The 19,153-nt window shown below is 71.0% G+C and carries 17 protein-coding genes and 1 other RNA gene; 8 read left to right on the forward strand and 10 right to left on the reverse strand.

Annotated elements, in window-relative coordinates:
• Positions 1-52 precede the first annotated feature (52 nt).
• Together OG385_RS24075 and OG385_RS24080 are read left to right on the forward strand one after the other, a co-directional pair.
• On the forward strand, positions 53-1,129 hold the full coding sequence (locus OG385_RS24075; RefSeq protein ID WP_266857549.1) for a Zn-dependent alcohol dehydrogenase: 1,077 nt from the start codon (positions 53-55) through the stop codon (positions 1,127-1,129).
• A 101-nt stretch (positions 1,130-1,230) separates the two neighbouring features.
• Positions 1,231-2,172 carry a 3-oxoacyl-ACP reductase gene (locus OG385_RS24080; RefSeq protein ID WP_266857551.1) on the forward strand — a complete coding sequence of 314 codons (942 nt, stop codon included), beginning with the start codon at positions 1,231-1,233 and terminating at the stop codon, positions 2,170-2,172.
• A gap of 208 nt (positions 2,173-2,380) precedes the next feature.
• Here the strand turns inward: OG385_RS24080 and OG385_RS24085 are convergent, their stop codons facing one another.
• Both OG385_RS24085 and OG385_RS24090 read right to left on the reverse strand, forming a co-directional pair.
• Positions 2,381-2,560 carry a hypothetical protein gene (locus OG385_RS24085; RefSeq protein ID WP_266857553.1) on the reverse strand — a complete coding sequence of 60 codons (180 nt, stop codon included), beginning with the start codon at positions 2,558-2,560 and terminating at the stop codon, positions 2,381-2,383.
• Between the two features lie 143 nt (positions 2,561-2,703).
• On the reverse strand, positions 2,704-3,822 hold the full coding sequence (locus tag OG385_RS24090) for a hypothetical protein (protein ID WP_266861124.1): 1,119 nt from the start codon (positions 3,820-3,822) through the stop codon (positions 2,704-2,706).
• A gap of 394 nt (positions 3,823-4,216) precedes the next feature.
• Between OG385_RS24090 and OG385_RS24095 the strand changes: the two genes are divergently transcribed.
• The 4 genes from OG385_RS24095 to OG385_RS24110 all read left to right on the forward strand — a co-directional run bounded on the left by OG385_RS24095 (position 4,217) and on the right by OG385_RS24110 (position 8,118).
• Positions 4,217-5,254, forward strand: a complete 1,038-nt coding sequence (locus OG385_RS24095) for an ABC transporter substrate-binding protein (RefSeq protein ID WP_266857555.1) — start codon at positions 4,217-4,219, stop codon at positions 5,252-5,254.
• A gap of 85 nt (positions 5,255-5,339) precedes the next feature.
• Complete coding sequence (locus tag OG385_RS24100) at positions 5,340-6,203, forward strand: Nif3-like dinuclear metal center hexameric protein (protein ID WP_266857557.1); 864 nt, start codon at positions 5,340-5,342, stop codon at positions 6,201-6,203.
• Positions 6,200-6,943, forward strand: a complete 744-nt coding sequence (locus OG385_RS24105; RefSeq protein WP_266861126.1) for a zinc ribbon domain-containing protein — start codon at positions 6,200-6,202, stop codon at positions 6,941-6,943. Before OG385_RS24100 ends, OG385_RS24105 begins: the two co-directional genes overlap by 4 nt.
• Positions 6,943-8,118, forward strand: a complete 1,176-nt coding sequence (locus OG385_RS24110; protein WP_266861128.1) for a bifunctional RNase H/acid phosphatase — start codon at positions 6,943-6,945, stop codon at positions 8,116-8,118. The genes OG385_RS24105 and OG385_RS24110 overlap by 1 nt, the downstream gene beginning before the upstream one ends.
• Before the next feature lie 79 nt (positions 8,119-8,197).
• Here the strand turns inward: OG385_RS24110 and eda are convergent, their stop codons facing one another.
• The 4 genes from eda to OG385_RS24130 form a co-directional block, all read right to left on the reverse strand.
• Positions 8,198-8,815, reverse strand: a complete 618-nt coding sequence (gene eda / locus OG385_RS24115; RefSeq protein WP_266857559.1) for a bifunctional 4-hydroxy-2-oxoglutarate aldolase/2-dehydro-3-deoxy-phosphogluconate aldolase — start codon at positions 8,813-8,815, stop codon at positions 8,198-8,200.
• Positions 8,816-8,985: 170 nt separating this feature from the next.
• A complete protein-coding gene (gene yaaA, locus OG385_RS24120) occupies positions 8,986-9,768 on the reverse strand; it encodes a peroxide stress protein YaaA (protein ID WP_266857561.1) in 783 nt (260 codons plus the stop codon).
• 234 nt (positions 9,769-10,002) lie between these two features.
• Positions 10,003-11,100 (reverse strand): CU044_5270 family protein, encoded by a 1,098-nt coding sequence (locus tag OG385_RS24125; protein ID WP_266857563.1) that lies wholly within the window; start codon positions 11,098-11,100, stop codon positions 10,003-10,005.
• Positions 11,097-11,738, reverse strand: a complete 642-nt coding sequence (locus tag OG385_RS24130) for an RNA polymerase sigma factor (RefSeq protein WP_266857565.1) — start codon at positions 11,736-11,738, stop codon at positions 11,097-11,099. Before OG385_RS24130 ends, OG385_RS24125 begins: the two co-directional genes overlap by 4 nt.
• 408 nt (positions 11,739-12,146) lie before the next feature.
• Between OG385_RS24130 and rnpB the strand changes: the two genes are divergently transcribed.
• An RNA gene (gene rnpB / locus OG385_RS24135) (RNase P RNA component class A) lies at positions 12,147-12,551 on the forward strand.
• Positions 12,552-12,645: 94 nt separating this feature from the next.
• Here the strand turns inward: rnpB and OG385_RS24140 are convergent.
• The 4 genes from OG385_RS24140 to OG385_RS24155 form a co-directional block, all read right to left on the reverse strand.
• Entirely contained in the window at positions 12,646-13,431 is a 786-nt protein-coding gene (locus OG385_RS24140; protein WP_266857567.1) for an SAM-dependent methyltransferase, read from the reverse strand.
• Between the two features lie 111 nt (positions 13,432-13,542).
• Positions 13,543-14,379 (reverse strand): sugar phosphate isomerase/epimerase, encoded by an 837-nt coding sequence (locus OG385_RS24145; RefSeq protein ID WP_266857569.1) that lies wholly within the window; start codon positions 14,377-14,379, stop codon positions 13,543-13,545.
• Between the two features lie 20 nt (positions 14,380-14,399).
• Positions 14,400-16,196, reverse strand: a complete 1,797-nt coding sequence (locus OG385_RS24150; protein WP_266857571.1) for a thiamine pyrophosphate-binding protein — start codon at positions 16,194-16,196, stop codon at positions 14,400-14,402.
• Positions 16,197-16,198: 2 nt separating this feature from the next.
• Positions 16,199-17,791, reverse strand: a complete 1,593-nt coding sequence (locus tag OG385_RS24155; protein WP_266857573.1) for a GMC family oxidoreductase — start codon at positions 17,789-17,791, stop codon at positions 16,199-16,201.
• A 305-nt stretch (positions 17,792-18,096) separates the two neighbouring features.
• On the opposite strand from OG385_RS24155, the gene OG385_RS24160 reads away from it, so the two are divergent.
• Positions 18,097-19,152 carry a LacI family DNA-binding transcriptional regulator gene (locus tag OG385_RS24160; protein WP_266857575.1) on the forward strand — a complete coding sequence of 352 codons (1,056 nt, stop codon included), beginning with the start codon at positions 18,097-18,099 and terminating at the stop codon, positions 19,150-19,152.
• The last annotated feature ends 1 nt before the right edge of the window (position 19,153 follow it).

Below are 19,153 nucleotides of genomic sequence, written 5' to 3' on the forward strand. Positions count from 1 at the left end.
CGGACATCCACTCCTGATCCATCAGAACCAGCCGTATGTGAGGAGCCGCACCATGCGCGCAGCCGTACTGCACGAGATTGGCCAGGACAAGCTCGAAGTCCTCGACGACATCGAGGCGGTGGGCTTCGGCCCCGGCAAGGTCAGGATCAGGGTCCGGGCCACCGGCCTCTGCCACTCGGACGTCTCGGCGATGAACGGGGTGCTGCCGCAGCCCGCGCCGTTCGTGCCCGGCCACGAGGGCGCCGGCGAGATCCTCGACGTCGGCGACGGGGTGACGGGCGTCAAACAGGGCGACCGGGTGGTGATCTGCTGGCTGCCCGCCTGCGGCGTCTGTCCGGCCTGCAAACGCGGCCAGACCGAGCTATGCCTCGCCGGCTTCATGAACGCGGGCACCCCCAACTTCAAGCGCCCCGGCGGCGATGTCTTCGGCTTCGCCGGGACCGGCACCTTCACCGAGGAGGTCGTCGTGGGCGCCGGCTGCGCGGTGCCGATCCCCGACGACGTGCCGTTCGAGATCGCGGCGCTCATCGGCTGCGGAGTGACCACCGGCCTCGGCGCCGCCATCAACACCGCCGATGTGGAGGCCGGTTCGTCGGTCGCGGTGATCGGCTGCGGAGGCGTCGGCATCTCCGCCATCCAGGGCGCACGGCTCAGGGGCGCGTCGCAGATCATCGCCGTAGACCCGGTGGCCTCCCGCCGGGAGGCCGCGCTGACCTTCGGTGCGACGGAGGCCGTCGCGCCGGACGCGCTGAACGACGCCAAGCAGCGCATCACGGCGGGGGAGGGCTTCGACTACGTCTTCGAGGTCGTCGGCAAGTCGGCCACCGCCCGCACGGCGTACGAGACGACCCGGCGCGGCGGCACCCTCTGCATCGTCGGCGCGGGCGCCATGGACGACTTCCTCCAGCTCAACATGTTCGAGCTGTTCTTCGACGAGAAGCGGATCCTGCCCTCCATGTACGGCGGCGGGGACGTGGTCCGTTCGTACGAGCGGGCCATCTCGCTCTGGCGGTCCGGCCGCATCGACCTCGAAGGGCTGATCACCCACCGGGTCAAACTCGCCGGGATCAACGACGCGCTGGACCAGATGCGCTCCGGCGAGGCGCTGCGCACCTGCATCGAGATCTGACCACCGCAGCACCGGCGCCCCTGGCGCCCTGAGTACGAGAGTGCCCGGTGCGCCCGGAGCCGGAGCGCCGGCACCCGCAGACCCGTAAGGAGAGCTCGTCCATGTCCTTGCCACTTGATGGCCTGTCCGCGATCGTCACCGGGGCCGGCCGCGGCCTCGGCCGTGCCGAAGCGCTCGAACTCGCCCGGCTCGGTGCGAGCGTCGTCGTCAACGACTTCGGCCAGCCGGGCCGCGACGGTTCCGGCGAGGCGTCCGCCGCACCCGCCGAAGAAGTCGCCGCCGAGATCCGCGCGTCCGGCGGACAGGCGGTCGCCCACCTCGGCGACGTCGCGGACCACGAACAGGCCCGTGCTCTCGTCCAACTGGCCGTCGACACCTACGGAAAGCTCGACATCCTGGTCAACAACGCGGGCATCCTGCGGGACCGGATGGTCTTCTCGATGACGGAGAACGAGTGGGACTCGGTGATCCGGGTCCACCTCAAGGGCCACTTCAACACCACCCACTTCGCTTCGGTGCACTGGCGCGAGCGGTCCAAGGCGGCGGGCGGCCCGGTCTACGGCCGGATCGTCAACACCTCGTCGGAGGCGTTCCTCGCAGGCTCGGCCGGCCAGCCGAACTACGCGGCGGCCAAGGGCGGCATCGTGGGGCTCACCACGTCGACGGCGCTGGCACTCGCCAAGTACGGCGTCACCGCCAATGTGATCTGCCCGCGCGCCAGGACCCGGATGACCGAGGACGTGTTCGCCGGGTTCGGCGAACCGGACGCTGGCGAACTGGACTCGCTGGCACCCGAACACGTCTCGCCGCTCGTCGGCTATCTCGCCTCCCCGGCGGCCGCGAAGGTCAACGGCCAGCTGCTCGTGGTGCACGGCGGAATGGTCGCCGTGGTGGAACGGCCCAGGGTGGCGGCGAAGTTCGACACCGCGAAGACGGTGTTCTCGTACGAGGAACTGGACGAGGTGATCTCGCCGTACTACGCGGACCGCCCGCCGAACGAGACCTTCGCGGCCGCGGAGGTGCTGGGCCTCAAACACGGCTGACGCCCCGGCGGCACGACGGAAGGGCCGGCCCCCGCCTGAAACGGGGACCGGCCCTTCCGGTGTGCGTGAATCGGTTGTGCGCGAGCGGTTGTGCGTGAATCGGTTGTGCGTGAATTGGTTGTGCCTGAACGGTTGCGCCTGAACGATTCTGCGTGAGCGGATTGTCCGTGCGCGGTGGTGCGTGCGCAGTTGATGCGTACGCGGACCGTCAGGCCGCGTTCGAGTGCTGCTGCTCCGCCGAGCGGCGATGGCGGCCGTTGGTCTCCGCCTCGGACGCCTCGGTGGACGCCGCACCCCCCCGGTGCTTTCCGGAGCCTCCGGCTTCGCCCCGGCCGGCGGCCGCAGGCTGCGGGCGCGACTGGGCGGTGTCGGTCCTGGCTTCAGACATGATGGGAAATCTCCCCCGTCAAATCGCTGTGTTCGCTTCTTTGCCGTGCTGTGCTGCCGTGCTGTGTTGTGCTCTGCCGTGCTCTTCCGTGCCTGAAGTGATCACGCGTACGCGATCACTTCTGCGTGTGCAGGCCCGCGATTCTAACCACGCTGCGGGCGGCTCGTCAGAGGCGCCTGCTGCAACGGTACGGGCTTGCACACAACAGGAGACATCTGGGCCGCACATGGTTCCTGACCAGCGACTTCCGTTTGTGCGGGTTCTGTGCCCCCGTCACCCGGCGACTCCATCCGGGGATCGAGCGGCAGCCCGCCGAGCGGTGCGATGTCCACCACGCCGACCGGCACGGCCCCGGTGGTGCAGGGCAGTCGGAGCACCCCCTCCGTGCTCCACAGCCCCGCGCCCGCCAACCACCCTTCGGGGGATGCCAGTTGCAGCAGCCGGCGCCCCGCAGGGCGCCACACCCCGAGCCGGCTGCCCGTCGCGCTCGCGATCCGCAGCGCGACCCCGCAGCTCTCCGGCATGAGCATCTGCCCCGGCTGCACGGCGAACGGCGTCAGCACCGCGTCGTCGAGCCGCAGGGACTCCGGGAACCGGATCGGCCGTCTGCTCCCCAGCACCCCCCAGCCCAGCCGGTCGTCCCCCGGCGCGTCCGACCGTACGAGCAGCAGACCGCTGTCCGGGTCGGCGAGCAGCAGCCGGTCGTCGCTTCCGTCGGCGATCTGGAGCAGCGGAGTGACCTCGCCGCCCCGCTCCAGGTCGACCGCTACGGCCTTGGTGACCCCGCCCGTCTCGCGGTCCAGCGCCAGCATCCGGCCCGTACGGTCCAGCCACACCCCGCCGGTGCAGCGCCCCGGCACATCGGCGACGTGCTCGGGCCCGAAGGCGCCGCCCGCCACCAGCCAGACGGTGGTCGTGTGCGGGCCGGGCTCCAGTGCGTACGCGCGGCAGCCGCCGGGCACGGGCGGCAGCAGCGTCAGCCGCTCGCACTCGACGGCGCCCAGCGGCAGTTCGCCGGTGCCGGGCCCGGTCGGGTACAGCAGCGAGAAGGCGTGCCGCCCGTCCACGGACCGCCGGATCAGCACCCGCCCGTCGGCCATCGGCAGCACATCGGAACCGGGCTCCTCGGGCTGGTTGCCGGGCAGCTCCACCGCGTACGGCTCCGGTCCTTCCAGGGTCCAGCGCTCGGGGAACCAGGCGTCCCCGGTGCGGCGGGCCAGCCGGGCGGCGTAGGACCCGTCGTCGGTGATGGTGAAGTCCATCTCCGGTGCGGCGCCGCTGTCAGCGCCGCTGTCAGCGCTGCTCTCCGGGCCGCCTTCCGGGTCGCCTTCCGCGCTGCCCTTCGCGCCGCTTTCCGGACCGCTCTCCGCACTGTCCTCTGCGGCGGTCCGTACGGTGATCCGCACGGGGGTCCGTACGGCTGTCGGTGTCGCTGTCGGTGTCGCGGTCTTCGTGGCCGAGGCCGTCATATTTCGGTCACCTCCGGACACCGAAGCTAGTTTTCGCACGTCCTGCCGAGTCGGTCCTGGCCTGCCGCTTCACACATACGGGTGGCTGTCCCGGTGTTCGCCTGAGAGGGAGGGGGCGGGTGTGCTCGCGGACCGGAGGCCGTTTAAGGTAAGGCACACCTAAGTGGTTTCTGTCAGGAGCTTCGCCATGTCCATACGTCGCCGCAGCACCGCTGCCGCCGCCCTCGCGCTCACCGGCGCGCTCGCCCTCACCGCCTGCGGAAGCGGCGACAGCGGTGACGGGGGTTCGAGCAAGGCCGGCGCAGCCGCCAAGAAGGACGTGGCCACCGGAGGCAAGGACTTCGGCGACGCGGCGACGAAGACCGCCGCACTCGGCACCGACGCGAAGCCCGGCCAGTTCCCGCGGACCATCACCCAGGCCATGGGTAAGACCGTGCTCAAGGCGAAGCCCAAGCGGGTCGTCGTGCTCGACGTCGGCGAGCTGGACAACGTCGTCTCCCTCGGCATCAAGCCCGTCGGCTACGCGCCCACCGAGGGCAGCGACGGCATCCCCGGCTACCTGAAGAAGAACGCGGGCAACCCGAAGAACGTCGGCACCATCAACAGCCTCAACCTGGAGGCCATCGCCAACCTCCACCCGGACCTGATCCTCGGCAGCCAGCTGCGCGCCGCGGACAAGTACGACCAGCTCAAGAAGATCGCGCCGACCGTCTTCTCCATCCGCCCCGGCTTCACCTGGAAGCAGAACTACCTGCTGAACGCCGCGGCCCTGGACCGGACCGCCCAGGCCGAGGCCGAGCTCGGCGCGTACGAGAAGCGCGCCAGGAAGCTGGGCGCCGACGTCGGCCCCCACAAGCCCACCATCTCGATGGTCCGCTACATGCCCGACCGGATCCGCCTCTACGCGGAGGACTCCTTCATCGGCACGATCCTCAAGGACGCCGGGCTGCCGCGGCCCAAGAGCCAGCAGGTGAAGGACCTCGCGGTGGAGATCAGCCCCGAGAAGATCGACTCGGCCGACGCGGACTGGATCTTCACCGGCGTGTACGGGGACCCCAAGGCCACCAAGCGCGACACCGTCCAGGCCAACCCGCTCTGGAAGAACCTCAAGGCGGTCAAGGACGGACAGGCGAAGAACGTCCCGGACGAGACCTGGTACCTCGGTCTCGGTGTGACGGCGGCCAACAAGGTCCTCGACGACCTCCAGAGCTACCTGGTCAAGTAGGACCGCGGGCCGGGACCCGGCCGGGCGGGCGGTCCGGCGGGACCGACCGGCAACAGGGGCACGGGGCGCAGGTAACCTGGTAACCGTGCCCCGTCTGTCTGAAGTCCTCTCCGCACTCGACGCCCTGTGGCCGCCCGAGCGGGCCGAATCCTGGGACGCCGTCGGCACGGTCTGCGGCGACCCCGAAGACCCCCGTGACACCGTCGACCGCGTCCTCTTCGCCGTCGACCCCGTCCAGGAGATCGCCGACGAGGCCGTGAAGCTCGGCGCCCAGCTGATCGTCACGCACCACCCGCTCTATCTGCGCGGTACGACCACGGTCGCGGCCGACACCTTCAAGGGCCGGGTCATTCACACCCTGATCAGACACGGCATCGCCCTGCACGTCGCGCACACCAACGCCGACACCGCCGACCCCGGGGTCTCCGACGCCCTCGCGGGCGCGCTGGACCTGCGGGTGGTGGGCCCGCTCGTACCGGACCCCACCGATCCGCTCGGCCGCCGCGGTCTCGGCCGCGTCTGCGAGCTGGACCATCCGCTGCCGCTGCGGGAGTTCGCCGCACTGGCCGCCGCCCGGCTGCCCGCCACCGCGCAGGGTGTCCGCGCAGCGGGCGACCCCGACGCACTCGTCCGTACCGTCGCGGTCAGCGGCGGATCAGGCGACAGCCTCTTCGGCCGGGCACGCGCGGCCGGAGTCGATGCCTTCCTCACCGCTGACCTGCGCCACCACCCGGTGTCGGAGGCCGTGCAGCAGTCACCGCTCGGCCTGCTCGACGCCGCGCACTGGGCCACCGAGTGGCCCTGGTGCACCCAGGCCGCGGCCCAGCTCGACGAGATTTCCGACCGCAACGGATGGGGTCTGCGCACCCATGTGTCCCGTACGGTCACAGACCCCTGGACCGCCCACGCGGCGTCCACCGCAACCGATCATTCTGGAGCCCCCAACTGAACGCCGCGCACGCCGACCAGATCCGACTTCTCGACGTCCAGTCCCTCGACGTACGCCTGTCGCAGCTCGCGCACAAGCGCAAGTCGCTGCCGGAGCACGCCGAGATCGACTCCCTGACCAAGGACCTCACCCAGCTCCGTGACCTGCGCGTCGCCGTGCAGACCGAGGAGAGCGACACCGCCCGCGAGCAGACCAAGGCCGAGCAGGACGTCGACCAGGTCCGCCAGCGCTCGGTCCGCGACCAGCAGCGCCTCGACTCCGGCGCGGTCAGCTCGCCCAAGGACCTGGAGAACCTCCAGCGCGAGATCGCCTCGCTGGCCAAGCGCCAGGGCGACCTGGAGGACGTGGTCCTGGAGGTCATGGAGCGCCGCGAGTCCGCCCAGGAGCGGGCCGCCGAACTGACCGAGCGCGTCTCGTCCGTCGAGGCCAAGGTGGCCGATGCCACCGAGCGCCGGGACGTGGCCGCCGCGGAGATCGACCGGGAGACCGGCACGCTCACCAAGGAGCGCGAGGTCGTGGCCGGTTCGGTCCCCGCCGACCTGATGAAGCTCTACGAGAAGCTGCGGGAGCAGCAGGGCGGCGTGGGCGCGGCCCGGCTCTACCAGCGGCGCTGCGAGGGCTGCCGCCTGGAGCTCAACATCACCGAGGTGAACGAGGTCAAGGCGGCGTCCCCCGACACGGTGCTGCGGTGCGAGAACTGCCGTCGCATCCTGGTGCGCACGGCCGACTCGGGCATCTGATGCGGGAGTTCGTCGTGGAGGCGGACGGCGGTTCCCGGGGCAACCCGGGGCCCGCCGGCTACGGCGCCGTCGTACTCGACCCGGTCAGCGGGGAGACGCTCGCCGAGGCCGCGGAGTACATCGGCATCGCGACGAACAACGTGGCCGAGTACCGGGGCCTGATCGCAGGGCTGCGCGCAGCCGCCGCGCTGGACCCGGCGGCCCGGATCCGGGTCCGGATGGACTCCAAGCTCGTCGTCGAGCAGATGTCGGGTCGCTGGCAGATCAAGCACCCCGACATGAAGCCGCTGGCTGCCGAGGCGGCCGCGGTGCTGCCTCGGCCGCAGGTGACGTACGAGTGGATCCCGCGCGCGCAGAACAAGCACGCGGACCGGCTCGCCAACGAGGCGATGGACGCGGGCCGGGACGGCAGGCAGTGGGAGCCGTCCGCCTCGACAGCGGAATTCACGGCCCGGGGCGCCGCTGTGCACGACGAGGCTGCCCGGGGCGGGTCCGACCGGGACGCCGCTGCTGCGGCGCCGGCCGTCGGCTGGGCGGCCCCGGCCGATCTGGGCACCCCGGCGACCTTCGTCCTGCTGCGCCACGGCGAGACGGCGCTCACTCCGCAGAAGCGGTTCTCCGGCAGCGGGGGCACGGACCCCGAGCTGTCGGCCGTCGGCCGCGGACAGGCGGCCGACGCCGCGACCGCGTTCGCGGCCCGCGGCACGATCCAGGCGGTTGTCTCCTCACCCCTGCGCCGCTGCCGTGAGACGGCCCGGACGGTCGCCGACCGGCTGGGTCTGGAGGTACGGATCGAAGAGGGCCTGCGCGAGGCGGACTTCGGCGCCTGGGAGGGGCTGTCCTTCGGCGAGGTACGCGAACGCTACCCGGCCGACATGGACGCCTGGCTCGCTTCGCCGAAGGCGGCGCCGACGGGTGGCGGCGAGAGCTTCGCGACGGTGGCCCGCAGGGTCGCCGCGGCCCGCGACCGCCTGATCGAACGCCACCGGGGCACGACAGCCCTGCTGGTCACGCACGTCACACCGATCAAGACGCTGGTACGGCTCGCGCTGGGCGCACCGCCGGAGTCCCTGTTCCGGATGGAGCTGTCGGCGGCCTCGGTGTCGACGGTGGCGTACTACGCCGACGGCAACGCGTCCGTACGGGCGCTGAACGACACGTCGCACCTGCGCTGAGCGCTGAAGCTCCGAGCAGCAGGGCGAGTTGGGCCGAGCGGGGGCCGGGGCCGGCCGTGCGGGGCCGGCCCCCGGTGGTTCAGCCGCGCAGCGCCGCGGCGCCCCGGGCCAGCAGCTCCACCCGGTCCCAGTCCCGCGCCGCCACCGCATCGGCCGGCAGCATCCAAGTACCCCCCACGCACGCCACGTTGGGCAGCGCCAGATACGAGGGCGCCGACGCCAGCGAGATACCGCCCGTGGGGCAGAACCTGGCCTGCGGAAGCGGCCCGCCCAGGGACTTGAGATAGGCCGTGCCGCCCGCCGCCTCCGCGGGGAAGAACTTCATGTCGGTGATCCCGCGCTCCAGCAGCTCCACGACCTCGGACGTGGTGGAGACCCCCGGCAGGAACGGCACGCCGGATTCGGTCATCGCGCCGAGCAGCCGGTCCGACCAGCCGGGGCTGACCAGGAACCGGGACCCCGCGGCCACCGCCTGCGCCACCCCGTCGGGGGAGATCACCGTGCCGGCGCCGACCACGGCCTCCGGCACCTCGGCGGCGATGGCACGGATCGCGTCGAGCGCGGCGGGCGTCCGCAGCGTCACCTCGATCGCGGGCAGCCCGCCCGAGACCAGGGCCCGCGCCAGCGGCACGGCATCGGCGGCATCGTCGATGACGACTACAGGGACGACGGGGGCGAGGTCAAGCACGGAAGTCATACAGGCATCCTGCCCCGGCACACACGTCCTGCGCAACGAGCGTTGCGCAGCGTGCAACGGCCGTGGTGGGTCCTGTCCTCTGCGCCCACCGAATCCCGCCCCACCGCCCAGCCCGATCCGGCCCGACCTCGCCCGGCCCCGCCCGCCCGATCCCGCCCGCCCGATCCCGCTCAGTGGATCTCGGTCACCAGGACATCCAGCTCCCGGGGCTTCCCCGGCTTCACCGGGGCCGGGGTCTCCACCTCGTAACCCAGTTCCCGCAGCACCTCCACCAGCTCGTCGGGCCCGGCGGGAGCCGCGTCCGCGAGGAGCAGGTCCCGTACGATCCGCCCCTTCGTCGCCTTGTTGAAGTGGCTGACGACCTTCCGGGTCGGCGCGTGGAGCACCCGCACCGAAGCCGTACGGCCGGCGACCTCGTCCTTCGGCTTCCACGCCGAGGTGTACGCGGCGGACCGGAGATCGAGCACCAGCCCGTCGCCCGCGGCCCCCGGCATGACCTCGGCCATCGGCCCGCGCCAGTACGGGCCCAGCGCCCCGAGCCCCGGCAGCTTCACACCCATCGAGCAGCGGTACGAGGGGATCCGGTCGCCGATCCGTACCGCGCCCCACAGCCCCGAGAAGACCATCAGCGAGTCCTCGGCCCGCTGCCGCGCCGCCGCGTCCAGCGAGGCGAGGTCGAGCGCGTCGTACAGCACCCCGGTGTAGATCTGCCCGGCGGGCCGGGCGCCCGCGGTCCGCAGCCCGGCGTTCTTGGCGACCTCGCCGCGCAGCCCCTCGCTCAGCCCGAGGACCTCGCGTGCCTTCTCCTCGTCGGCCGCGCACAGCTCGACGAGCTCGTCCAGCACGGCGGCCCGCGCACCGGCCAGCCCGGGCAGCGAAAGCGACTCCGGCTTCAGCGGGGCACCGGAGCCGCTCACGGCCTTTCCCTCGGACGGCGGCAAGAGCACGAGCACAGCAGGTCTCCTCACGTACGGACAACAGCGTCTGCCCAGGGTAGAGGGGCCGCCAGGGTCCCCGTCGCCCAGCCGATTCCGGAGCATCCGTCACCGGAACTGCCGACAGTGCTGTTCCGGGGCGCCGAGCCGTGGCGGGCCGCACAGTACGGTCGATTCGACCGGCGAGCGCCGGGACCGCGCGGCTCGCTCTCCCGTCCCGCCCTTCGCCCGGCGGCGCCGCCCGCCGGTGGGTCAGCCGGCGGAGGTGTCGCCGTCCTTCTCGGGCACCATCCCGTGCTGGTCGACGATGCCGCGCTGGAGGATGGCTTCGGAACCGGCCGGGACGTTCGCCTTACCGGGCTTCTTGTCCGCGGTGGTGTAGAAGCGCGAGCCGAGGAGCGTCAGGCTGTGCTTGTCGAAGATCCACTCGTCGCGGCCCGCGGACGAGTTGTCGTCGCGGGTGATGCCGATGCCATGGCGGCCGGCCGTGTCCACCGCGTCGGGAACCTCTCGTACACCAGGAATCTCGGCCATGGCGCGGTAGAAGGCCGCGGCGTTCTCGGCAGGCATGAGGTTGCCGCTCAGCATGTCCCCGATCATCTCGAAGACCGCCTGGTCCTTGGACTCGTGCTCGCCCGCCCCACTGTGCGAGGCCAGCAGCTTCAGAAGCGCTTTTGGGTCGGTCGGCAGGGACGCGAACCACCGGTAGGTGGGCCGGTCGAACCCGGGGGCCTCGGCGCCGCTGCTGTCCGAACCGTCGGGGACGGAGGTCTCGATCGGGATGTCCTCACCGGACATCGAGGCGTCCTTGCCGGTGTCGCGCATCCAGCCGACGACGGTGACGGGGGCCGGGTCCTGCGCCATCCACCGCTCGCTCTTGTGGGGCTTGCCCAGTTTCACGGGGCCGTCGAGGGTCCCCATGTTCTCCTCCACGAGGCTGCGCACGTAGACGAACTGACTGTCCTTGACCGCTGTGACGTCGGTCTTCAGGGAGGCGTCGGCGATCCTGTGGAGCGCGGTGACGGCCTGTGGTGCGCTCTGCGCCGGGGGGGCGGGGGTGCCTCCGGCTCCGCCGCCGGTCAGTGTGAGGGCGAGGGTAGCGGCCAGGGCCAGCGAGGCGGCCGGCACGAGCACGGCGGGCCGCAGCAGCCTGCGCCGGAGCGGTGGGGCGAGCGGCGCGGTGGCCTGCGGGGCGGTGGCGTCGTGGTCGATGCGCTGCATCAGGATGTCCTTGTGGTGGAGGTGACGCCCGGCAGGCAGGTCGAACTCCACGGGCCGCGGCAGCAGTCGGGCAAGTTCCTCCACGTCGTCCGGCTGGGGGCCGGGACGGGACGGTTGGGCGGCGTTCATGAGTTCTCCTCCCGTAGGGGCAGGGCCGCGAAAGCGGCTTCACTTCTTCCCTCTCCGCGGTCCTTCCGCGGTTCCCGCCGTTCCTGATGTTCTTCGCTGAGTCTGCTGAGGCGGGCCCGGGCACGCGAGAGACGCGACCGCACGGTGCCCACCGGCACCCCGAGCGCCTCGGCGGCCTGCGCGTAGTCCAGCCCCGCCCACACGCACAGGGCGAGCACCTCCCGTTCCTGGCGGCGCAGTCCGCTCAGCGCGGCGTGGACCGCCGCCAGCCGGCGGGAGTCGTCGAGGCGGCCGGCCGTCTCCTCCGCGAAGTCGGGGACCGCGGGCGGGGGCGGCCGGTGGGCCAGGAAGGCGAGACGCCGCCGCAGACCGCGGTTGGCGTTGTACGCCTTGTGCGTCGCGATCCCCAGCAGCCAGGGCACGAGCGAACCGCCCTCGGGTTCCAGCCATTCCCGGCGCGACCATGCGGCCAGGAAGGTCTCGGACATTACCTCCTCCGCGGTCGACCAGTTGCCGGTCAGCCGCAGGGCGTGGTTGTAGACCGCCGGCGCGTGTTCCTCGTAGAGATCGGCGAACGCCTGGCGGTCTCCCGCCCGGATACGCGCGCGCCTGCCGTCTCCGTCGTCTGTGTCCCTCATACTCGTTGTCTCTCCGCGAGGCGGCAGGGGTTCCTGTGGCATGTCTCACGTTCCGACGGTGCGGTGAGGCAGTCCGGCCGCGCACGTGAAGGCGGTGTGGAAGGCCCACGGTATTGCGGCCGGAGTCCTCTTCTGTCAGCCATGGGGACGTGAGAGCGTCACCCCGGCAGGTCCAGGCGACGGCCGGCGCGGCGACGAGCCCCGCAGACGAGCGACTGGGACACCGCGGTCGACTCGCCGGCGTGCTGCGCGCTTCCGCCGGAGTGCTGCGCGCTCATCAGCACGCTGCCGGCGCTCGGACCCAGCCGCCGCCGACACCGGCCTCAAGGGGGCCGAAGAGGTGGGACACCAGGGCGGAACACCGTGTCAGAGCCCTGTCGCCGCCGGGTAGCATGGCAGCACGGCAGACGAGTCGGCCGGACGGCCGCGTGGAGATCCTCCGGATCTTCCCGAGGAACGTCCGGGCTCCACAGAGCAAGGTGGTGGCTAACGGCCACCCGGGGTGACCCGCGGGACAGTGCCACAGAAAACAGACCGCCGGGGTCCGCAAGGCCCCCGGTAAGGGTGAAACGGTGGTGTAAGAGACCACCAGCGCCTGAGGTGACTCAGGCGGCTAGGTAAACCCCACCTGGAGCAAGGTCAAGAGAGGCCGTCGCACGACGGCTTTGCGCGGACGTTCGAGGGCTGCTCGCCCGAGTCCGCGGGTAGACCGCAGGAGGCCGGCAGCAATGCCGGTCGTAGATGGATGGCCGTCTCCCCGGCGACCGCGAGGTTTCCGGGCGACAGAACCCGGCGTACAGGCCGGCTCGTCCTGTCGCAAGGGGCCTCTGGCCAGCTTAATTGCTGGTCAGAGGCCCCTTCGCATGTCCCGGACCCCGTACGTACGGGCGGGTCCGTGCGGCCCCGCTCAGGGCTTACGGGCGACGAGCCCCCACTGGTCGACGGCTGTGGGGTTCTCTTCCGTCGGGCGCCAGAACGCGATGGATCCGAAGCCCGGTTCGACCAGTTCCAGGCCATCGGCGCATCGTGTGATCTCTTCCGGTTCCCGTACGAGGTAGGGAGGGTTGTCGCCCGAGTCGTACGCCTTCTGCGCCGCCAGCGTCTGCGGTGTCTTCACCGTGTCGCAGAGCACCAGATAGCTTCCCGACGGCATCCGGGCCATGTATCGCTGAACCACCTTGATCCCGTCGGCCGGGGTCAGATGTCCCAGGGTCGACAGCAGAAGCACGGCCACCGGCTCGGACAGGTCCAGCGTCTTCGCTGCTTCGTCCACCACCGCGTCCGTGTCGGACAGATCCCCCTCCACATAGTCCGTCCGGCCCTCCGGAGCGCTGACCAGCAGCGCCGAGGCATGGACCAGGACGATGGGGTCGTTGTCGACGTAGACGATCCGGGCGTCCGGTGCGACGGACTGCGCGACCTCGTGAGTGCTGTTCTCCACCGGCAGCCCGGTTCCCACGTCCAGGAACTGACGCACGCCCAAGGAGGCCAGGTGGCGGACCGCCCGAGCCTGGAACGCCCGCGAAGCCTGCGCGATATCGGCCATCTGCGGGTACGCGGCGGTCACCGCGGCGGCCAGCTCCCGGTCCACCCGGTAGTTGTCCTTCCCGCCGAGCCACGCATTCCACACCCGCGCGGAGTGCGGTACGTCCGACCGGATCTTCTTCCGGAACTCGCCGTCATCAACAGCCATCACGTTCTCCTACTCGCCTTGCACCGAGTGCAGTTGGCCAGGTGGTACCGGGTCGCGCCCACGGCATGACCGTACCCTTGCCCCGACGAGAAGTTGCTCGTACGGCGTCCCTCAGGGCGCGTGCTTGTCGATGAGCCCGGACAGGTGCTGGTAGCTCTTGGTGGCCGCGTCCAGGGACGCGCACTCCACGGAGAGCACCAACTCGTGATCGGCGCGGGCGAGTGTGGCGACGATGCGGTCCCAGTCGATGACCCCTTCGCCGCAGGCGCAGCCGAGCATGCCGCGTACCTTGCCCCGGTAACGTGCGGCGTCCTCGTGCGATATGTCCTTGGCGTGCAGGTGGGTGACGCGGCCGACGATGTCCTCCAGCCACTGGTGCGGGTCGTTGCCGCTCAGATAGCTGTTGCCGGTGTCGAGATTGATGGTCAGCGCCGGGCTGTCGACGAGCCCCATGAGGCGGTCGAGCCGCTCCGGTGTCGCGGTGTACTCGCCGTGCGTCTCGATCGCGATGGCGATGCCCCGCGCCTCCGCCACCAGGGCCGCCTCCTGGAGCGTGTACCGCATGAGGGTGTAGTTCTCCTCTTCGGTGGTCCAGGACGGCAGCGGCCCGTCGTCAATCATGATCATGGGGGCGCCGCACTCGGCGGCGTAGCGGATGGACTGGCGCAGGTACTCGACGCTGACCTCCGGCTTGGCCAGCGGTGCGTGGCTGGACAGCGAGGAGATGCTCAGCCCCCGGCTCTCCGCGGCGTGCTTCAGACGGAGCGGGTCGTCGAGCATCGAGAGACTGTGGAAGTAGCCTGCCGCGCTGAGCAGTTCACGGCCCCAGTGGACCATCGGCTCGACGTACTTGTAGCCGATCGCCGCGGCCTGGTCCATGGCCCAGTCGAAGGACCCGTTCTCGAAGCGGGCGAACTCCAGGTTGAGGCCGAGTTTGATGTTGCCCATGGTGTGTACCTTCCCTCCGGTCAGAAGCCGCGCTGGACGACGTACTCGTCACGGGTCGGCCCGTGGTACGCGGGGACGGTGATGTCCCACCAGCCGGTCGGGTGCATCTCGGTCCAGGGCAGTTCGTGCGCGCTCATGGCCTCGATGACCACCGGGCCGGGAGTGGCGAAGGCGCGGCGGACCGCGTCCGCGAGTTCGGCCGGGTTCTCGACGCGTTCGGCTGTGCAGCCCAGCGAGCGGGCGAACTCGGTGATGTCGGCGAAGTACGGCTTGCCGTCCTTGGTGGTCCAGCCGCTGACGATCTGGCGTTCCTTGCCGAAGAGATTGATCTGGAGGTCCTTGATCGCCTCCCAGCCGCCGTTGTTCAGCACGACCACGACCAGCGGAAGGCCGAGCATGACCGCGGTGGCCAGTTCGGTGCCGGTCTGCAGGAAGCTGCCGTCACCCACCATCGCCAGGACCGGCCGGTCACCGACGGCGGCCTGGGCGCCGATGGCGGCGGGCAGGCCGAAACCGATCCCCGACATGCCGCCGGCCACGATGTTGGTACGCGGCCCGTAGACGGGGAACTCGTTGAAGGCCTGGTTGGCCGGATTACTGGAGTCGGTGACCAGGATGCCCTCCCGGGGCAGAGCCTCGCGGATCTCCACCATGGCCCGGGAGTTGGTCATCGGCAGGTGGTCGGTGGTCCGCATCGGGCGCAGGTGCTCCTCCCACTGCGCCTTGAGGTCCTGCAACTCGGCGAAGTACTCGGAGGAGCGCCAGTCCGGGGCGTCGCCGAGCGTGTTCAGCTCGCCCAGCAGAGCGCTCAGGCTCGCCCTGGCATCGCCGACGACACCGACCTCGGCGGGGTAGTTCCGCCCGATCTCGAAGCCGTCGATGTCGATCTGGACGAGTTTGGTGCCGGGGATGTCGAAGGTGACGCCCGGCTTGTAGGAGGAGGTGATGCGGTCGCTGAAACGGCAGCCGACCGCGAGGATGACGTCCGCGGTGCGGGTCACGCCGTTGCCGGGGATGGAGCCCATGTCGCCGCAAGGCCAGGCGTACAGGTCGTGGTCGGCGGGGAAGGCGCCCTTGCCCATGAAGGAGTGGGTCACGGGCGCGCCGAGACGTTCGGCGACGGCCACCAGTTCGGCGCCGGCCTCGGATGCGATGACGCCGCCGCCCGCCAGGATGACCGGGCGCCGGGCACCCGCCAGCAGCCGGGCGGCCTCCGCGATGCGCTCGGGGTCGCCGCCGGGGCGGCCGTGCGCGCGCCGGCGGCGGGTCTCCTCCGGCTCGTACGCGCCGTACTCGGCCTGGAGATCCTGCGGGATGTCCAGGAGGACGGGGCCGCGGCGGCCCTCGTACATGGTGTTGAAGGCCTGGGCCAGGACGGTGGGGAGCTGGTCGACCCGGCTCGGCTGCCACCAGCGCTTGACGACGGGCTCGGCCATGCGCGGGAAGTTGTTGCCGTGCGGCCGGTCGATCTCCTGGAGCACCCCGTGGTTCTCCATGTAGGTGTGCACCGCGCCGGTGATCAGCAGGAAGGGCTGGGAGTCGGCGAAGGCCGTGGTCAGACCGGTGAGCGTGTTGGTCGCACCGGGACCGATGGACGTACAGCAGGCGGCGACCTTGCCGGTCGCACGGTAGTAACCGTCGGCCATGTGGGCGGCGCCCTGCTCGTGCATGGCCGGGACGACTTCGATCTCGTCCTTGCGGTCGACGAAGGCGTCGATGAGTGCGGTGTTGCCGTGTCCCGGGACGGCGAAGACTTTCTCCACCCCTTCGCGGATCAGGAAGTCGACGACGATCTGGCCGCCGGTGAGCCTGGGCATATCTACCTCTTGTTCGTGTGCTGGACGTTCGTGTGCTGGGCGGGGGCGGCTGCGGGGGAGGCGCCGGTGAGGTGGTCCGCGACGCGCAGGGCGTTCGCGGCGATGGTCAGCGCCGGGTTCATCACCGGCAGCGACGGGAAGAAGGACGAGTCGACGACGTAGAGGTTGTCGACGCCGTGCGAGCGGCAGTTCGCGTCCAGTGCGGAGGTCGCGGGGTCGGTGCCGGCCCGGACGGTGCCGGCCTGGTGGGAGTTGACCTCGATGCCGGTCCGCTGGCTGAACACCAGGGGGAACCCCATGCGGCGCAGGATCTTCCTGGTCTCCCGGACGAGGACCTCGTGCGCACGTACGTTGTTGGGCTTCCAGTTGATCCGGATGTCCCCGGCGGACGTCAGGGTGACGCGGTTGTCCGAGTCGGGCAGGTCCTCGGTGAACAGCCACCAGTCGATGCTGCGGTGGGCGGCGTAGCGGAGTGCCCAGGTGGGGATGGCGGGGCGCTGGCCGGCCATCATCTCCGCCTGGAGCTTGCCGATGAGCTGGACGTGCCCCAGCGGGTAGGGGTGGTCAGCGGTGCCCTTGGTGTAGAAGTCGTTGAAGTACAGGGTCTTCTGGAACTCCGCGGTGTTCTTCCGGGTCGGGTGGACGCCGACCATCACGGAGTTGTTGTGGACCATGTAGTGGCGGCCGACGGTGCCGGAGGAGTTGCCGAGCCCGTCCGGGTGCTGCGGGTTCGCCGAGCGCAGCAGGAGGGCTGCGGAGTTGACGGCGCCGCAGGAGACGACCACGGTGCCGGCGCCGACAGTGACGGGCGCTCCGTTGCGGAGGAGCTCCACGCCGGTCGCCTTGCTGCCGGAGTCGTTCGTGAGCACCCGGGTGACCCGGGCGTTGGTGACCAGCTCGACCGAACCGGCGGCCAGGGCGGGCCGGACACAGCAGACGTCGGCGTCGGACTTGGCCAGGACCCGGCAGGGGAACCCGTCGCAGAAGGCACAGCGGATACAGGATCCGCCGTCCCGCAGGTCCAGGCCGAGCGGGATGCTCGACGGGGTGAGCCCCATGCGGGTCAGGGCGTCGGCGGCCTCCTGGACCGGCGGCTCGTGTCCGATCGCCGGGTAGGGGAAGGGCTCGGACCGGTCCAGGGTGGGGTCGTCGAACTGGTCCCCGTGCACGCGGAAGAGCGTCTCGGCGCGCAGGTAGTACGGCTGCAGGACTTCGTACGGGAAGGGCCACTCCGGCGAGGTGCTGGCCTCGTGCTCCGTCGCCCGGAAGTCCTCGCGGCGGAACCGTACGAGCGAGGAGCCGTAGAGCTTCGTGTTGCCGCCGACGTAGTAGTAGTTGCCGGGCGTGAAGGCCTTGCCGCTCGCGTCGTACCACTGCTCCGCGTTCTGGTAACGGTGGCGGCGGAAGATGGCTCCGGCGTCCCAGTTCTGCTTCTCCTGCGGCAGGAAGTCACCGCGTTCGACGAGAAGCACGCTGGCGCCGACGTCCTTGAGGGCGTAGGCCATCGTGGCGCCGCCCATGCCGGAGCCGACGATCACGAAGTCGTAGTGCGACCCGGTGGGGCCGTCATTGGGGAGAGCTGGTTTTCCGTTCATGGGGTTCGTCCCTGGCTGGAGCTGGAGAGGGGTGCGTGCGGAAGATCCGCTACGGGGTGGCGGGGGGTGCGGAGACCGCTCGTCCGCCGGCACTGCGGTGTGCGGCACCCCATGGCCCGGAAGGGTGGCGGGACGGGCTGCGAGTCTTCGGTGATCACTTTAGTTATTCGATTAACCGACGCGAGGCTAACATCGCGACCCGGGCTGTCAACAGAGGTGAATGCGGCCCGCAACGCCCGGAAGCGCGCTGGGTAGGGTTGCCGGCGAACCACGCCGACGAGGGGAAGCAGGCGCCAGTGGTCACCATGCGTGATGTAGCACGGGCGGCGGGTGTCTCCCAGGCGGCCGTCTCCTACGCGTTCAGCCGGCCGGAGAAGCTGTCCGCGGCGCAGCGCGAACGCGTCCTGCAGATCGCCGAGGAACTCGGATACACCGGTCCGCACTCGGTCGGCCGTACGCTGCGGACCGGCCAGGTCGGGGCGCTCGGCCTGATGGTCACGGACTCGCTGCCCTACGCCTTCGACGACCCGGCCACCGCCGCGCTGCTGCGGGGAATCGCCGAGGTCGGCGAGGTGTCCGAGACGGCGCTCACCCTGCTGCCGTGTCCGCTGGAGTCGGAACGGCTGACTCAGAACTCCGGTGTGTTGCTGCGGGGGCTCGTCGACGGCTTCCTCGCCTACGCCCTGCCCGAGGGGCATCCCGCGGTGGAGACCGTGCTGCGCAGGCGGTTGCCGGTGGTGGTCATCGACGGTCCCAACCCCGGAGGGCTTCCCTGGGTGGGGATCGAGGACCGTGCAGCCGCCCGGTCGGCCGCCGCTCACCTGCTGGCCCTGGACCACCGTTCGGTCGGCATCCTGGTCGACCGGCTGGTGCCCGACGGCTACCGCGGCCCTGTCACTCCCGCCCGGCAGCGCGCGGCACGCGACCGGGTGATGAAGGAACGGCTGGCGGGCTACGCCGCCGCCTTCCGCGCGGCCGGCCTGCCGTGGGGGGAGGTCACCGTCATCGAGGCGGGAGGCTTCGACGAGACCGCTTCGCTGGCCGCGGCCGGGACCCTGCTGGCGGAAGCCGGCCCCATCACGGCCGTGCTCGCCGGTACCGACGTCCTGGCGCTCGCGGCGATGCGGACCGCCCGCAGTCGCGGCCTGCGCGTTCCCGAGGATCTCTCGGTGATCGGGTTCGACGACCTTCCCGGTGCGGCCGGCGCACAACTGACCACCGTGCGCCAGCCGTTGGTCGAGAAGGGGCGAAGCGCCACCCGGCTGCTGCTGGATGTGATCGCGGGCGCCGAGCCGAAGGAGATCCTCCTGCCGACGGAACTGGTCGTACGGGCGACGACCGCCCGGCCCGGGCACGGCTGAC

Source organism: Streptomyces sp. NBC_01306, from assembly GCF_026340465.1.
In the GTDB taxonomy this organism is placed as follows: Bacteria; Actinomycetota; Actinomycetes; order Streptomycetales; family Streptomycetaceae; genus Streptomyces.

Excerpts from the sequence above, each read along its gene's own strand:
- OG385_RS24075 (WP_266857549.1), top strand. The coding sequence starts at position 53 with ATGCGCGCAGCCGTACTGCACGAGATTGGCCAGGACAAGCTCGAAGTC.
- OG385_RS24080 (WP_266857551.1), top strand. The coding sequence starts at position 1,231 with ATGTCCTTGCCACTTGATGGCCTGTCCGCGATCGTCACCGGGGCCGGC.
- OG385_RS24085 (WP_266857553.1), bottom strand. The coding sequence starts at position 2,560 with ATGTCTGAAGCCAGGACCGACACCGCCCAGTCGCGCCCGCAGCCTGCG.
- OG385_RS24090 (WP_266861124.1), bottom strand. The coding sequence starts at position 3,822 with ATGGACTTCACCATCACCGACGACGGGTCCTACGCCGCCCGGCTGGCC.
- OG385_RS24095 (WP_266857555.1), top strand. The coding sequence starts at position 4,217 with ATGTCCATACGTCGCCGCAGCACCGCTGCCGCCGCCCTCGCGCTCACC.
- OG385_RS24110 (WP_266861128.1), top strand. The coding sequence starts at position 6,943 with ATGCGGGAGTTCGTCGTGGAGGCGGACGGCGGTTCCCGGGGCAACCCG.
- eda (WP_266857559.1), bottom strand. The coding sequence starts at position 8,815 with ATGACTTCCGTGCTTGACCTCGCCCCCGTCGTCCCTGTAGTCGTCATC.
- OG385_RS24125 (WP_266857563.1), bottom strand. The coding sequence starts at position 11,100 with ATGAACGCCGCCCAACCGTCCCGTCCCGGCCCCCAGCCGGACGACGTG.
- OG385_RS24130 (WP_266857565.1), bottom strand. The coding sequence starts at position 11,738 with ATGAGGGACACAGACGACGGAGACGGCAGGCGCGCGCGTATCCGGGCG.
- OG385_RS24140 (WP_266857567.1), bottom strand. The coding sequence starts at position 13,431 with ATGGCTGTTGATGACGGCGAGTTCCGGAAGAAGATCCGGTCGGACGTA.
- OG385_RS24145 (WP_266857569.1), bottom strand. The coding sequence starts at position 14,379 with ATGGGCAACATCAAACTCGGCCTCAACCTGGAGTTCGCCCGCTTCGAG.
- OG385_RS24150 (WP_266857571.1), bottom strand. The coding sequence starts at position 16,196 with ATGCCCAGGCTCACCGGCGGCCAGATCGTCGTCGACTTCCTGATCCGC.
- OG385_RS24155 (WP_266857573.1), bottom strand. The coding sequence starts at position 17,791 with ATGAACGGAAAACCAGCTCTCCCCAATGACGGCCCCACCGGGTCGCAC.
- OG385_RS24160 (WP_266857575.1), top strand. The coding sequence starts at position 18,097 with ATGCGTGATGTAGCACGGGCGGCGGGTGTCTCCCAGGCGGCCGTCTCC.